7 protein-coding genes are annotated in these 14,789 nt (G+C 59.7%); 4 read left to right on the plus strand and 3 right to left on the minus strand.

Annotation, left to right across the window (positions count from 1 at the left end; all coding sequences use genetic code 11):
* Positions 1-767: 767 nt before the first annotated feature.
* Together ACVISU_RS29595 and ACVISU_RS29600 are read right to left on the minus strand one after the other, a co-directional pair.
* The gene (locus ACVISU_RS29595) at positions 768-2,201 is read right to left on the minus strand and encodes an NEL-type E3 ubiquitin ligase domain-containing protein (RefSeq protein WP_456709271.1); all 1,434 of its coding nucleotides are present in this window, start codon (positions 2,199-2,201) and stop codon (positions 768-770) included.
* 2,000 nt (positions 2,202-4,201) lie between these two features.
* Positions 4,202-5,611, minus strand: coding sequence for an MATE family efflux transporter (locus ACVISU_RS29600; RefSeq protein WP_456709272.1), 1,410 nt, complete (start codon positions 5,609-5,611; stop codon positions 4,202-4,204).
* Positions 5,612-7,245: 1,634 nt separating this feature from the next.
* Between ACVISU_RS29600 and ACVISU_RS29605 the strand changes: the two genes are divergently transcribed.
* The 4 genes from ACVISU_RS29605 to ACVISU_RS29620 all read left to right on the plus strand — a co-directional run bounded on the left by ACVISU_RS29605 (position 7,246) and on the right by ACVISU_RS29620 (position 12,124).
* Positions 7,246-9,015: a hypothetical protein gene (locus ACVISU_RS29605; RefSeq protein ID WP_456709273.1), complete on the plus strand. Its 1,770-nt coding sequence runs from the start codon at positions 7,246-7,248 to the stop codon at positions 9,013-9,015.
* Between the two features lie 270 nt (positions 9,016-9,285).
* Entirely contained in the window at positions 9,286-9,474 is a 189-nt protein-coding gene (locus ACVISU_RS29610) for a hypothetical protein (protein ID WP_456709274.1), read from the plus strand.
* A gap of 100 nt (positions 9,475-9,574) precedes the next feature.
* Positions 9,575-10,873: a glycoside hydrolase family 28 protein gene (locus ACVISU_RS29615; protein ID WP_456709275.1), complete on the plus strand. Its 1,299-nt coding sequence runs from the start codon at positions 9,575-9,577 to the stop codon at positions 10,871-10,873.
* Positions 10,874-11,098: 225 nt separating this feature from the next.
* Positions 11,099-12,124 carry a pectinesterase family protein gene (locus ACVISU_RS29620; protein ID WP_456709276.1) on the plus strand — a complete coding sequence of 342 codons (1,026 nt, stop codon included), beginning with the start codon at positions 11,099-11,101 and terminating at the stop codon, positions 12,122-12,124.
* A gap of 482 nt (positions 12,125-12,606) precedes the next feature.
* Here ACVISU_RS29620 and ACVISU_RS29625 read toward each other — a convergent pair whose 3' ends face one another.
* Positions 12,607-14,433, minus strand: a complete 1,827-nt coding sequence (locus ACVISU_RS29625) for an NEL-type E3 ubiquitin ligase domain-containing protein (protein ID WP_456709277.1) — start codon at positions 14,431-14,433, stop codon at positions 12,607-12,609.
* Positions 14,434-14,789: the final 356 nt, after the last annotated feature.

Consider the following 14,789-nt stretch of genomic DNA (forward strand, 5'->3'; position numbering starts at 1 on the left):
CACCTGCGACCAAACTGTTACATTGGATGGGTCACAATTGTGCGGGTCCACGTAGCCTCACGTCCAAGTTCACCTGAACAGACATTCTACCAGAACAAGCTTTCGAAAAGCTGACGAAGCAGCAACGTTGCTGCTGGCACTCGTACGGGACGACATTGGCTGCGATCGTCCGTTACGCCTACGTCATCGGCCTTCCAGCAGGCATGGCTTCGCACCGAGCGCCGAAGTGACTTTGGATCATCGACATTCTGATGGCGAGCCGCACGGGGGCCGATTGGATGGTCATCAGTGGCAGCCTTCCGGCCCGGTAGCTGTGCGGCGGGTGCACTAGCGATCCTGGTCGCAGACCTACGGTGAGCGCCGTGTGCCGCGAAGCCGACGCCAGACGATCGCGTTGGGCATTGAGTGCGCTGTGAAACCCTCCGCCAACGGGAAAGAAGATTCGTTGGCCGCACTGCCGAAGTATCCTGCGCGTGATCAAGTTCGACCAGGGCTATGCCAGTCGTGACCTGGCACAGCCTTGTATTCGCACCTGACGAATAAGGTCTCTTCGTCGAAATCCAGGCGGGCAATGGCCTTGAACTCTGGCGTCGCTTACAAGTTGAGAATTGCAGGTTCCTGGGTACGGCCGGCGAGTGAACAATGCACCGAAGTGGTGGTCGGAGGCGGTCAGCAGACGGCAACTGCACGTGTCCATTCAATCTGAACAATCGCTCATCCTGGAGCGATTAAGCGAGACTGCCTGATCCGGGGCACGGTCGCATCGATCAGGGCTCGAGGCCGTGCTCCCGGAGAACCTTATGCATCAGCTCGCCTTTGATCTCGTGAGCGATTTCGCTGAGGATCTGGGCCCCGACCACCCTCTGGGCATCGACATCATCGCTCAGGCCATGCTCCGCGAGTCGCTCGTTCAAGCGGGCCGGAAACTCATTTTCGATCGCATCGGCAATCCGATCCCGCGCCGCGGCATGATCATCGGGGGCGATCCGCCTCACCGCCGCATCCCAGGGCTCCCAGCGCGTTGCCAGAAAATCCGCAAAACCCGTCGCTTCCTGTTGCCGCACCGACGCCTCAGCCCTGGCAATGTCGTCCGCCGTGACCTCAGCGAGATTCAAGAAGCGCATATCGGGGGCGATGTGGCGCAGTTCAAGCCGGTCCCGTAGCTGGGTCTGATAGGCAAGATAGACCTCGATCTCGTCGATATCGGCCTCCGGGTCGGCACGACGCAGCGAGCTGACCGTCTCGCGTGCAATGTCGTCAAGCGCCCCCAAACGAAACATGACACGGCCGTGTTGGACCAGTTGGTCGAGCCGATTGTCATAGAGCCCGTCCTTGACATCAGCGTTCAGGCGTGCCGTGTGCATGCCGTTCCAGGTCAAGGTGATGCGGTCCTCGCAGGATGCGGTCGCTCCATTGGCCAGCTCGAAATACTGCTCGCGCAGGTTAGGCCTCATCGCGGCCTGTCGCAGATTTTCGGCCACCTGGTCGCGGAACCCCTGATGACCATAGTTCACGGTGCCCGCGAGCCTTTCGAGAAACAGTGCGAAGTCCTGCGCACCCGGCTCTTCGGCGAAGCCTTGCCACGCGTCCACTGCGCCGGGCTCGTCCGCGAGCCAATCCGCGACAACCTCGTGCAGGAGTGGCGGCTGATGTCCCACCGGTTGTAGCGGCCCGGACAGAAAGACCTGCGGGCCGGCATAATCCGCACCTCGCGTGGCTGACGCCAAATCGGCCAGCACCGGGGCCGGTATTGGATTCGACCGCAGGTCGATGCTGGACGCGCTGCCGAGCTGCGTCAGCACGGTCGCGGGCAGGCCGGTTAGCTGGTTATTGCTGGCGCCGAGCATTTCAAGGCTGACCGGGAGCGTCTCTGGCAGATTGGTCAGCTGATTTTCGCTGACGTCCAGGTATCGAAGTCTGGCCGGAATGTCGGGCAGGCTTGTCAACTGGTTGTTGCCAGCGTCCAGGTATTGCAGCCTTGCCGGAAGATCGGGCAGGCTCGTCAGCTGATTTTCGCTGACGTCCAGGCGGCGGAGCCTGGCTGGAAGGTCGGGCAGACTGGTGAGCTGGTTATTGCAGGCGGAGAACTCCTCGATCGTTGCCGGAAGGGCGGGCAGATCGGTCAGCTGGTTGCCATCGACAGTCAAGCTGCGGAGCCTGGATGGCAGCTCTGCCGGCAGGCTGGCCAGCTCGTTGGCCATAAGGTGGAGGTGCCGGAGCCTGCTCGGAAGAGCGGGCAGGCTGGTCAGCCGGTTGTCAGAGGCGTAGAGGTCCCGGAGTCCGCCCGGAAGCTGGGCCGGCAAGCTGCCCAACTGGTTACCGATGACGTTGAGGGCCCGGAGCCTGGGCGGGAGTGAGGCTGGCAAGGCGGTCAGGGACAATGACGACAAATCCAACTCGTCTCTGACATCACCCTCGTCCCGCCATGCTCTCGTCCGGTTGACCCCCGCTTGCCGATTCTCGTCTTCGCCCTGCCCCTCTTCCGCTGCCCAGCTCGCCAGGACGCGATCCTGCGACGAGACGAGGTCGGCGGCGGCCGCTCCTGTGGCCCACCGCGTCAAGGCTGACGCTCACTGGGGCAGGCATGAGGGACAGCGCCCGGCGGCCGCAGACGCTGGCTCGGTGCTTTCGGATTCGGAAGGTATGCCAGCGCCAGGCTGAGCCCGTTCGGTATTCATTGAACTCCATGACATGTTTAGACTCAGCCGATGAGGCAGTTCTGTCGGCTAGATCGAGACGTCCGTATGCTACGAAGCTCAGCTGTCGATAAGCTGACGAGCGTCAGGTCATCCGCCATGAACGGTTGCAAAGCTACTCTTCATTCGCTCGGTGAGGATTCTGCGCCGTTGCGCAGCTGCTCAAATATTTCAATTCCATATTCGCTGCATCGGTCTCGAGATTGCTGCTCAGGCCGGACCATAACTCCATCCGGATGAAATATTCGGAGGCAGGTCACCTTGAACCGTTTTGCTGGTGGGAAACTGACTGGTCCGGCGTACAGCGCGGTCTCCTCGTGAGGCTCGCCGGCGCTTGTCAACTGCTGCTCGAACGCCTCGCCCGCTTCGATCTTCCGCGGCGGCCCGTTGCACCTGCATCAAAGCTGCCGGACTGGATGGGAAAGGATTGTCCATGATCTTCTCGCTCCGCGGACGGTGGCAGCACAGCTACGCCGGCAAGCTTGCGAGAAGCTGGCGGCCTTCCTCCCGGCTACAAAAAGTGGCGCACCGATCCTTGCATTTGTTTTCCGTGGGGGCCGTACTGTGATCGCCCGCTCCAGCACAGGAGATCGTGCAATGTGCGGCCCGGGTGTCCTGAATGCCGGGGGGCAGCGGCGCATTGCATTCGCCGTGGATGGATTTTCGTCGACCGCGACCGCCTGCTGAGAAACACACCATAGCTGCTTCATCCCGTCCAAAGGGACTCACCGTCGAACAAAGGGTTCAGCTCGCAGGCGGAATGTGGTCAATCAAGGCGCGTTCATCCTTCAGCCGACGCCTTTGCTCCGGCTGCTATTGGCAAGCAGGAAGGCAAAGATCTTGTCGATATGGGCGATGCCGGTCAATCGATCACCTCAAGCCAAAGCCCCGGCTGCATGTTAGCCCAAGAAGCAAATGGGGTAAGTCACTTCGAAAACCCTAGCCAATATGGAGTGGCCTGTCTTTTGCATCAGAAACGGTAGCGAGATCGCGTCCGCAAAATCTCGTCGGAAGCTATGCTGCTCGAAGATTCGCAGAGCGACGACGCTGACGCTTGAAACGAGGAAGCGCTTCAATGAGGAAAAAGCGAAATCATGCGAGGCAAACAACGTCACTGCAGGACCGCCTGGCCATATTCGCAAGAGGTCTTGCCGAAATGGCGGCGACCATGCCTGCGGGAGCGGAGCGAGATAATCTGCTGAAGCGAGCCCGCACCGCGGAAATTGCAGCAGACATTGACGATTGGGTCTCTTCGGCGGGGCTTCAGCCGCCGACGCCATAGGGCTGGAGCCTCTCCTTCTCGAGGCCCCCGTGTCCGGCAGGGGCTCTTCTACTTCAGGAACAAGAGGGCCGGAGATTCGGATCTCGAAGCCTGACTACAGGAATAGGCTAGGAGCCGGCTGCCTGTGTTGTCCGAAGAGAATGAGGAACCGCTCCGTGGCGCTCCACAGACTGCGGAGCCTGTCCTTCACGCGCATTTTCTGGTCGCGGGCCATAGCTTCGGCTCATGGCTGGCTCACCGCTCGAGCTGAAGCCTGGCTCATGGCTGCTACAGGAGGCCTGTTCGCCAAAAGACGCAAACGTATCACAAGGAGCGCCGCGTAAACGGCCTTGCCGATGGACAAGCCGATCCAGATACCGATCGAACCGAGGCCAGTTTTCAAGCCGAGCACGTAGCTGACCGAAAGGCCGATCAGCCAGTAAGCGATGCCTGCGAAGAGCAGCGGCACACGCGTGTCCCTTAAGCCGCGTAGGCCACCAGCGGCAATGCTCTGAAGCGCATCTGTAATGAAGTAGCTCCCTCCGACAAGGATGAGAGCTGCCGTCAGCTTGATCGTGGCGTCCGCGTTGCTGGCCGATCGGTCGACGAACAGCTCGGCGATTTCAAAGCGCGTGCCGACCACCGCAATCGTAGCGACCGCCGCGATCAGGACGCCAAGCAGCATGGCGGCAAAACCAGCTTGTCTGATAGCTGATAGATCGTTGCGGCCGAGTGCGTGCCCGATGCGCACGCTCACCGCCATTCCGATGCAAAACGGGATCATGAACAGGGCGGCTGCAACCTGGAATGCGATCTGATGGGCGGCGACCGCGGTGGTGCTGATCACACCCATCAGGAGGGCGGTCGCAGAGAAAAGACCCGATTCCATGAAAATAGCGACCGAAATCGGAGTGCCGACCACGAGGAGCTCCCGCATCAATGGCCAATCGAAACGCAAAAGATATCGGAGCACCTGGTAGTCGCGAAAAGGACGGCAGTATGTAACGAACCAAATGCCGGCCAGAAAGGTCCCACTGTTCACCAGACTGGTCGCAAGGCCGGCCCCGAACAAGTCAAGTTGCGGCAAGCCGAATTTGCCGGTGATCAACAGATAGGCCAGCAGTGCGTTGGTCGGAATGGCGGCGAGTGTGATCCACAAGGCCGGCGCCGGGCGATCGACCGCTGCCATGAAACTGCGGATCGCCAAAAACCACAGCGCAGGCAAGATGCCCCAGGCGAGCCCGAGCAGATATTGCCGAGCTAAGCGCGCGATAGCTGGCTCCTGGCCAAGCGCAAGCACGATTTGCTCGCCTTGCACCGGCAAAACCATGATCGGCGCCCATAGAATGAGTGCAATCCATAGCCCCATGCGCAGCGAGCTCCGTACCAGAGCTGTGTTTGCCGCGCCACGTGCTTGCGCCGCGAGTGGCCCCACTGCCGAGATCACGCCAGCTGCGAAGGTCAGGCCAACCGATAAGATCATGCCGGCAAGCGCGGCTGCCGCGAGGGCTTCGGTGCCGATGTGGCCGATCCAGGCCAGATCCGTCGCCATCATCGCGATCTGCGCAAGTTGCGTGAGCGCGATTGGGGTCGCGAGTGTCGCCGTTGCGGCGAGCTCGCCACTGAGGCGATGGCGGGTCACCCATTTGGCCAACTGGTGACGCCAGGATGATCGGTGCGTGTCGTCCCCCGTCTTTCTCATTGAATGACACCGCTCCGGATTCTGCGCTTCAGCCAATTGCTTTGCTGATACTACATTCGCGCTGCAATGACGGTCGGGTCATCAGCACTGTCATTGCTGATAGCATGTTCTCAATTGATGACGCTCCGCTCAAAAATGGTGAGAGCGTTTGGCCGCCAAGGAAAGCAGTCGTTGTTATGAGCGTTGTGCTTGCGACTTCGGCTGTCGCGTTTCAGACGCCGTCTGTCTCAATCGCGACAACAGGACCTTTACAGCGAGCAAATGCTGCGACAGGCGCATCATTCTTCAGTGAAGAACTCTCAAGCACCATCGGCATGTCGATTGCTTGAAAGATGTGAGAAGATTCATGCGGCCATGATGTATCTCCAGTAACTCATACGGGTTTTCAAATGAAGTTTTCCGGATTCGTTCGACTTCAGAGGTCCTACCGGCCGCGCTCCACCGCGCGCGCCTGCATGGCGACGTTTTGTCACCTTCAGATCCCGGTTAGATTTGACGGCCGCGACCAACACCTTGCAAGGTGCGCGGCACGAATGTGCATACCAGATTGAAGGTGTTGCATTCGAAGGCGATCTACCGCCTGACCTTTCACCAACATCGCAGGCGCGAGCATCGATCGACGGCGAGAGGCCGAGCCGTTTCGCTTGAAGCTGAGCGATGACGAGGCATCGGAGCTTGCGCTGGCAAAGGATTGATGAGCCGATGCAGGACGATTGGGATCCTGAGCAACTTCTCAGGCAACAGGACGAGCTCAAGGTCAAGATGCTTTGTGCCCAATCGGTTATAGCCGAATGTAAGGCCGAATTGGCGGAGCTCGAGCGGAGACTTGAGGGTCGATCGGTCTCGTCGCCGATCGATGAACGCCAGCGCGACTCTGCAGTCAATAGTTCAATACCCAACACGCGACCGCGCGAATCCCGAAGCGTCGATGATTCTGTTGATCAGAATGCTGCTGTGGCGTTTTCGAGCTGGTCATGGGACCGTTGAAGCTGCCGCCGCGGACGAGAGGTATTGTCATGGACCTGGCGAAGACCTCTGGATGCATCGTGTTGCGAACCCGGGAGGCGAACTGCGCAACGGGGGCGGCCCTGCGCTAGGCTCGGACGTTGTGAAGCGTGGCGCTGCTGGGAGTAGAGGACCGTATCGTAGCGTTTTGACGAAAGCCTCCTGTTTCGGGGGCTTACGCAGATTTCGCCGGATGTTGAAAGCTCTCCACCTGCACACACGGCGAGTGGTCGTCTTAGTTCGTCTTCGGGTCGTTCGAATTGCGGGTAGACGTGTCTGGAGCGGGCGTTCAATGATCACGATGGTCCGCGGCCGTGGGGCAAGGCTTACGATGTCCCGGGCGGTGCTGACCGGTGATGCCGCCCATGCCTCGTCCTGCATCGCGTCGATGATCAAGTCGCTGCAAGCGATCACAATGCGATCCGGAAGGGAGCGGGTAAGCGGCAGTCACGTAAATTCGTGAGACGCAGGAAGAGGGGGTCTCAAGGCGAATGCGACCCGGCGCCGGCCGTAGCCTCGTCAGCTTCTCGAAAGCTTACTCGATTAAGGACTAACCTACTGATTCGGGATGAGAGGCTGGCGTGGACTCGCGCAATTTCGACATATTCCATGCAGCACCTCCGGCATCGGTACAGCATGCTGTTGGAGATGAGCAGCAACCCAACCAGGGGGAACAATACGCCTTCGAGCGGCAATTGGATGCAGCGCGTGTGGCCGTTCCCGCTGGGCCTGCCCGACGCCCCGGCCGCAAGCCGCCGCCGAATGTCTCGCGCGCGGACTATCATTACATTCACGAGATGATGAGCGGTGTCAGTACTCGCCGGAAACTGGCACCGTTGACGGCCGAAAAGTATGTTCAAATGCTTTACAAGGTGGCGAATTACCTCGGCGAGCGCGGCCAGTCGCTCGAAGCCAGCGACGATAATGCACTCAATCAGCTCTCGGACACGGTGTTCAAGGAGAACAAGCACGTAGGTATCGCTTTGCGGGCGCTTCAAGAACAGCGCGGTGGTTCATCGGTAGTTAGGGTCAGGCGCGTGCGTGCCGCAGCTCCAGCGGGGGCCGGGCGCACACCTATTGCTGCCACTGAGGCTGATGCGCCGCTTATCGAAAGCGTCATAAACGAAGGTATCAAGCGCAAGCACTGGACGCCGCCTACCGCCCAGCATCATCACACGACCCTTCGCAAGCTGTCGAAGAGTCTCGCCACGCGGCGCGAGACGCTTGCCGGAACAAGCGATGATGCGCTGCACGAATATATTCAGGAAGCCTTCCCAGAGAACTGGAAGAGAATGACGGGTTCGCTCGGGGCGCTCCGCGAGCATCGAAGAGAGGGGAGAGCTTTGGAGGGCGGGCCTTTCGCATCAGACGGCGTTGAGCGGGCCGAAAGCATGGCCGCCGCCGGCTCGTCAAGTTCGGATCTCATTCCCAATGAGCTTTACCAGCTGCTGGTTAATGATCTCGACGAGTCGTCCGTCGTAGCCGAGACTCCAGAACTTCTGAGCAAGGAGCAGGAGCTTCGGGAGCAAATTGCGGTCGGACCGGAATCGACCTCCCTGCCGCTTCCCGTCCTGGGCGAAGAATTGAGGTCATATCCAGAGGGTTCCGCCAGGCGGCCGGAAAAGCGAAGACGAGTGCTGGATGGTCAATTCCCGCATTCGCTGACGGCCATCGATCCAGGGCGGTTGGCCCTAAGCCCCTGGCAGTTTGTTCCGGCGGAGCGTCCGCAACTGCTGGATGAGCTCGCTCGGTTCAATCCGGTTCCGTTCGCCGACGACGCCGCAGGCCCAATAGATCCGGAGGCGCTTATTTTCGCAACCCTTCCGCTTTCACCGGGGGAGCTGTCGCGATTGTTAGATAATGAACCCATGCCGCCACAGCCAAATCAACTCGCCGACGAGGCAGCAGGCGCGGCAGATGCAAAAGCCTCTGTCATCGCTCCACCGTCGTTTTCGCCTGGGGAGCTTTGGCGTCTGCTGGATGATGACTCCATGACGTCTGCCCCAGATCGGTTCTCAGTCCCGATCAATTCAGATGTCTTCAATTTCGCTTCCCTGCCGCTTTCTTCGGACGAGCCTGGTCGACTGCTTGATGCTGCCCCCGCGCCCGGCAGAGCAGACCCGTTCACCGGCCAGTCGCCCAATTGTGCTGCTGGTTCCGACACTGTCGACATGCCCTTCTCACCAGGCGAGCTCCGCGCGCTGCTGGATGATCACCCCGCGCCGATTGCTATAAATCAGCCAGGCGGCAATTTGCCGGTCTCCGCGGATCCAGATCGGTTCATATTGAACCAAGAGCAGATGCCACCAGGAGAGCTTCGGCGATTGCTTGACGATGAGCCGGCATCCTGAGCCGCGGATCATCAACCGCCTCGCCGCTTGCCGACCGGCTATTGGACACCACGAGGCATCGCCGCCGACGCCCCGAGTTCTCTATGGCGGCCTGTTTAATTCGCGGCGCGCCACGGCACGTCTAGTCGGTATCGAGCGTGCCACCTTGGCTTCAGCCGGCTTTGCTTCGATAAATGGATTGCTTCCGCGCACAGTGCTCTTGGAGCTTTGGATAAAGATGCATTTGTAGCCTAGGGAGTGTTGTGTCGGCACCTGACCGGCTCTCAATCAATGACTGAAAACATCGGCAGCGGATTATTGGCCGACCTGCAAGTCTTCCTGCAAGGCGGCACGGGCGTGCAAGCCTCTCCCCGCTATGAAGCTGGAAATCCTACGCGGCCCTTGCAGGACCGTTCATCGTCCCTTGCAGCAATGCTGCTGCGAGCTCGTGAAAGTCTATGCATCCTCTGCGTCTTATAAATGTCATCTTGCGCGGCGAGTGAGGCGAGCCGCGACGGACCAGGTCGCGCACGTGAGACAATAGGGCCGCACCGATCCACGCGGCGAAGAGACGAGGTCGATGACAAAGCCTTTTCGAGCATGCAGTCTGTTATTCATCATCGCCTGGATCATTCTTTGTCCGGCGGCCAACGCACAAGATCGTCGCATCGTTACCGAACCTATTGCACCTCAGACGGTGTGCGACCGGCCCGTGCCGTCCGGCAAGCAAGATACGGTCACCTTGCAAGATGCCATCGACCAATGCCCGTCGGGGGCCGCCGTTTATTTAGGACGGGGCGAGTTCCGGTCTGGTCCTATCGAGATGAAATCGGGCGTGACGTTATGGATCGGACGAGGCGCCAAGCTCATCGCCATCCCCGAACCGGCTGCTTACGACAAGGGCCGTGGACAGTGTGGTCGCATCTCGGGCAAGGGCGATGGTTGCCGGCCATTCATCAGCTTTTCCAAAACCCGTGGCGGCGGTATCTACGGGGACGGCATCATCGATGGTCAGGGCGGCGCAACAATGGTCGGCGGCGCCGAAACCTGGTGGCAGCTGGCCCGCCGCGCCCAAGCCGAAGGCGGCAACCAAAACGCCCCGCGCTTGATCCAGATCGATCATGCGCAAGACATCACGTTCGCGGGTGTCACCTTGCGCAATGCGCCCAATTTTCATATCGCGATGAACCGGGTCGAAGGTGCCACGTTTTGGGGTCTCACGATCGATGCCCCGGCGGACGCCCGCAATACCGACGGCATCGACCCTGGCGCGAGCCAGGATGTGACCATCACCCGCAGCTTCATCCGAACGGGAGACGACAACGTCGCAATCAAGGCCGGCGATAATGGCTCAAGCAGCCATATCTCCATCATTGATAATTATTTCGGCTGGGGGCACGGCATGTCGATCGGTAGTGAGGTGAATTCCGGGGCCAGCGACATAATGGTGCGTAACCTGACGCTGGACGGAACGACGTCTGGTCTGCGCATCAAGAGCGATGTCAGTCGAGGCGGTTTGGTCGAGCGCGTGACTTATGAAAACATCTGCCTGAGGGGCAACCGGTGGCCGCTGGCGTTCGATGCGAAATACGATCCACGTGCACAGGGCTCGCGGATTCCGGTCTATCGGCAGATTGTTCTGCGCCATGTGCGTGGCGACAATGGCGCGCTGATGATGCGTGGCGTAGACGAGCGGCATGCCCTTGACGTAACACTCGAGGATGTCCGATTTGCCAGTTCCGCGACCTGGCAGCTCGAACATGCAAAGGTGACCGCCGATCACTCTGACGTATCGCCGCCGCTGCCGGGGCGAACTGCAGAACCGCTGTCGCGCGGATCGGACGCTTGTTCCAGCGCATTCCGAGACACCGACCGGTAAGCCTACGACTCCGGTGCGGAACGTCGGAGCGGAGAGGCCGCATCGATGGGCTTGGATTGCCGATATTGGCGGCATAAAGCCTCATGGCGCGCGCCCCGCTGCGCGACTGGTTCGCAAGGGCGGACATTGAGAGAGTTGCGCTCAGGATCCTCAGGGTTAGCTCGCGGCCGCGCGTTACATCGACTGCAGCGAAGGCGCCGCAAACGCGACCAAGGGGAAGATCAAATGAGAATGTTCTTGATGTTCGCCGCGCTTCTGGCTGGATGTTTCTGTGTCCCGGCAGCATACGCCGAGGCATTATTGGTGTCGCATGCCGCAAATGCTGACTATCACTCCGTGCAGGAAGCCATCGACGCGTTGCCGGCGCTAGGCGGGGATGTTCGGATCGCGCCGGGGACCTATCGCGAGAAGGTCAACACCTCAAAATCCGGTATTCATATCGTGGGGACTGGCAACAAGCCGGAGGATACGGTCATTGTGTATGGCGACGGCGCGATCAATGCGGGAGGAACCGCGCGTTCGGCCACACTGGATGCCGCTGGCGATGACTTCCGGCTCGAAAATCTGACCATCCAGAACGACTACGCCCTCAATCCAGCCAATCCCCCCTCCCAAGCAGTAGCGCTGTCAGTTACCGGAGACCGGGACGTCATTACGCGCGTCCGCCTGCTCGGCGCCCAGGACACGCTGTTTGCCGGCAAGGGACCGAACGGCCGAATGTCACGACAATTCTTCTCGAAGTGCTACATCGAGGGGCATGTCGATTTTATATTCGGCAACGCCAAGGCCTGGTTTCGGCAATGTGAGTTGCACGGCATCGCCAATCAAGCGGTCATCTATACCGCTCAGAGCAAGGCAGCGCCGGATGAGGACAGTGGCTATGTTTTTGATCATTGCAGGCTAACTGCCGACCCTGTTGCGGGCTATATCGCACTTGGCCGCCCTTGGCGCCCCTACGCCACAGTGGTCTTCCTGTCGGCGAAAATAGATGCCCCCGTGATCGCGGAAGGGTGGCGCGAATGGACGCCCGGTAAGACCAATACGTTGAAGACAAGCTATTATGCTGAATACAGATCCTTCGGCGTCGGGGCCAACCCCTCAGGCCGCGAGCCTCACTCCCATCAATTGACAGATGGCGAAGCTGGGCGATGGTCGCTGAGCGTGTTCTTCGGAGGCGCCACAGATTGGCTGCCAACGAACCATCATGATAGAACACAGAGCAGCGTTCAGGGCGAAGGGCTTCGACGGTGATCCTCGGATGAATGACGGGAGGAGAGCCTAGTTGTCATGGAGAGTCTTGTACAGCAACCCACTGGTGCCGCGGTCAAACCGATAGAAAGGGGCCGACGCGACGATCTCATCGGTTCGCGGTCGGCCCACATGCGCCCGCTTCAGCTCGCAGATCATCTTGTTCCTCTTGGCGGATCAGTGTCGGCAAGCGCTACGGACAACGAAGTGATCTGATGCTTCGCGGCTATCTTCGCTCGGCCGGTGATGTTCAGGGCCATCGTAGCTTAGCCAGTAGCGGTCGGCTCGGTCAGCCGATACCGCGAGGCAACTACGTTGGAGTAAGACGTTCATCCATCCTGGATCGGGAGCCCTACAAAGGCGCGCATCTTCTCTGTGATTTCGGCAATTCGCTCTATCCATGCGGCACTCGGGGTAGCGGCCGAGGACATCCACCAGAGGGAAACTGCAATGGGACTTAGCAGCTTCCCGCAGCAAAAGCCGATTTACAGTTTGAGGCCGTGATCATTGAGCACCTTGTCTCTGAGAGCGCCCTTGATCTCACGGGCGATTTCCCTACGAACTGCGGCACCCAACTCCAGCTTGGCATCCTCGACAAGGTCAGCTTCGACCCCGATCAAACCTTTGTCGGTGAGCTGTTGCTGCAGCCGCCTGGCGAACTCCGGCCCCATTGCAGCAATGAGCTCGTCGTGCGCCGTGGCATGGTCTTTGGGGGCGATGTGACGCACAACGTCGTCCCAAGGTTGCCAGTCCACCGCCAAATAGTCGGCGAATTCCGCCGCCTCCCTGTCCCGCACGGATGTCTCTGCGCTATCAACGTCTGCGTCGGTGACGCCGGAGACTTCAAAGAAGCGCATGTTCGGCGCGACGTGTTGCAATCCCAGCCGCTCGCGGAGCTTATTTTGATAAGCAAGAAAGACCTCAATGGCGTCGACGTCTTCGACGTTGTTGCCCGAGCCTTGCGAGTGAACCTTCTCGCGCGCAATTCTCTCCAGCGCGTCCAGGCGGAACATGACCCGCCCCAGATCGATGAGATCGGGAAGCCGGGCCTTGTTGTTATAGGCGCCGTTCTCGACTTCTGCGATGAGCCGTGCGGTCTGCATGCCGTTCCAAGTCAAAGTTCGGCGATCCTCGCAGCTCTGGTTGGCGTCCAGGGCCAGTTGGAAGTAGCGCTTGCACAATTGCGGGTCGTTCGCCGCCTGCCGCAGATCATCGGCGACCGACTGGCGGAATTCTTCATTACCTGAGTTCACGGAGTCGAACAGTTTGCCAAGGAAGAGCGTGTATTCCCGGGCGCCCGGCTCTTCAGCAAGGCTCTGCCAAGCTGCCAGCACCTCTCGATCAGCCTCCTGTGGATTGCCGCGGAGCCAGTCTGCGACTTTCTCGATGAGAGCATCGGCCGCCTCATCTTCCATCCCGGACGATTCACTCTCGTCATCGCGCGAAAGGTAGACGGTCGGACCGACATAGTCACCGGCGTTAAGTATTGTACCCAGATTCGCTAACACCTGCTCGGGCAACGGATTTTCAGTCAGACCTATCGTGCCATTTGCTCGAAACTGCGTTAGCAGGTCCTCGGGCAAACTCGTCAACTGGTTTTGGCTGGCATCGAGCAACTCAATTGAAGCAGGAAGGGTCTCTGGCAAACGCGTGAGTTGGTTTTCGCTGACGTCGACAAACTGGAGCGTGGCAGGAAGGACCGCCGGCAGATTCGTCAACTGATTGTGGTTGGCGTAGAGAAACTGGAGCGAAGCAGGGAGGACCTCGGGCAGATCCTGCAGCTGATTGTGGCTGAGGCCGAGAAGCTCGAGCGCAGCAGGTAGGACCTCAGGCAGGCTCCTCAGCCGGTTGAAGCTCGCGTCGAGGGCTCTGAGCTCGGTCGGAAGTGCGGGCAGGCTGGTCAGCTGATTGCCCCTGACGTCAAGACGCTGGAGCGAAGCAGGGAGGCTATCGGGCAGAGTGGTCAGCCGGTTGAACGGCAGGTCAAGCAAAACGATGGCGCTCGGAAGCCTAGGCAGGCTTGTAAGGGACAGCGATTCAAGATTCAGTGTAGTGGCCTCACCGAGAGCATTCACTCGGCGTACTGCTTCGTCCCGATCCTCGAGCGGGCCAACCTGCGGTTCAGCAGCCCAATTCTCGAGCACCTCGTCTTCGTCGTTCTCTGCATGGACTGAGTGCCCGGAGTTTGCGGCGTAGCCGGTCACGACTGCGTTCCACTGCGCCGCCGCCCCGTTTTGCCCGCCCTCTTGTCCGGAAGATGCAGAAGGGACGCCTCCGCCGCGCTGAATCTGTCCTGCCTCAAAAGGATCCAACTCACCCTCCTTATGAAACTGAGCAGACTCAGCCCATGGTGACCTGCTCTTGTACCTAAGACACTTAGCTTTCGATAAGCTGACAGACTTTCACCGTCAGGTGACAACGATCGACATCGAAGCCGAATGACTGCCGCTGCGACGATTCTGGAACAGTGACTCGATCTCCGCCGAGGGCTGTTATCTCCAACCTACACGTGCTGCGCTCATCCCAGTGGCAAACGAGCGATCCAGAGGTTCTGCAGCGACACTCGTCAGCTGATCGACAGGTAGGGCTGTTAACGGCGGAACGCTGCCCCAGGAACGGGTCCTACCGGACTTATCTGGTCAACGAAATGGCGGCAAAACTTGCAGCA

Source organism: Bradyrhizobium sp. USDA 4452, from assembly GCF_054063575.1.

Excerpts from the sequence above, each read along its gene's own strand:
- ACVISU_RS29610 (WP_456709274.1), top strand. The coding sequence starts at position 9,286 with ATGACTGAAAACATCGGCAGCGGATTATTGGCCGACCTGCAAGTCTTC.
- ACVISU_RS29595 (WP_456709271.1), bottom strand. The coding sequence starts at position 2,201 with ATGGCCAACGAGCTGGCCAGCCTGCCGGCAGAGCTGCCATCCAGGCTC.
- ACVISU_RS29615 (WP_456709275.1), top strand. The coding sequence starts at position 9,575 with ATGACAAAGCCTTTTCGAGCATGCAGTCTGTTATTCATCATCGCCTGG.
- ACVISU_RS29620 (WP_456709276.1), top strand. The coding sequence starts at position 11,099 with ATGAGAATGTTCTTGATGTTCGCCGCGCTTCTGGCTGGATGTTTCTGT.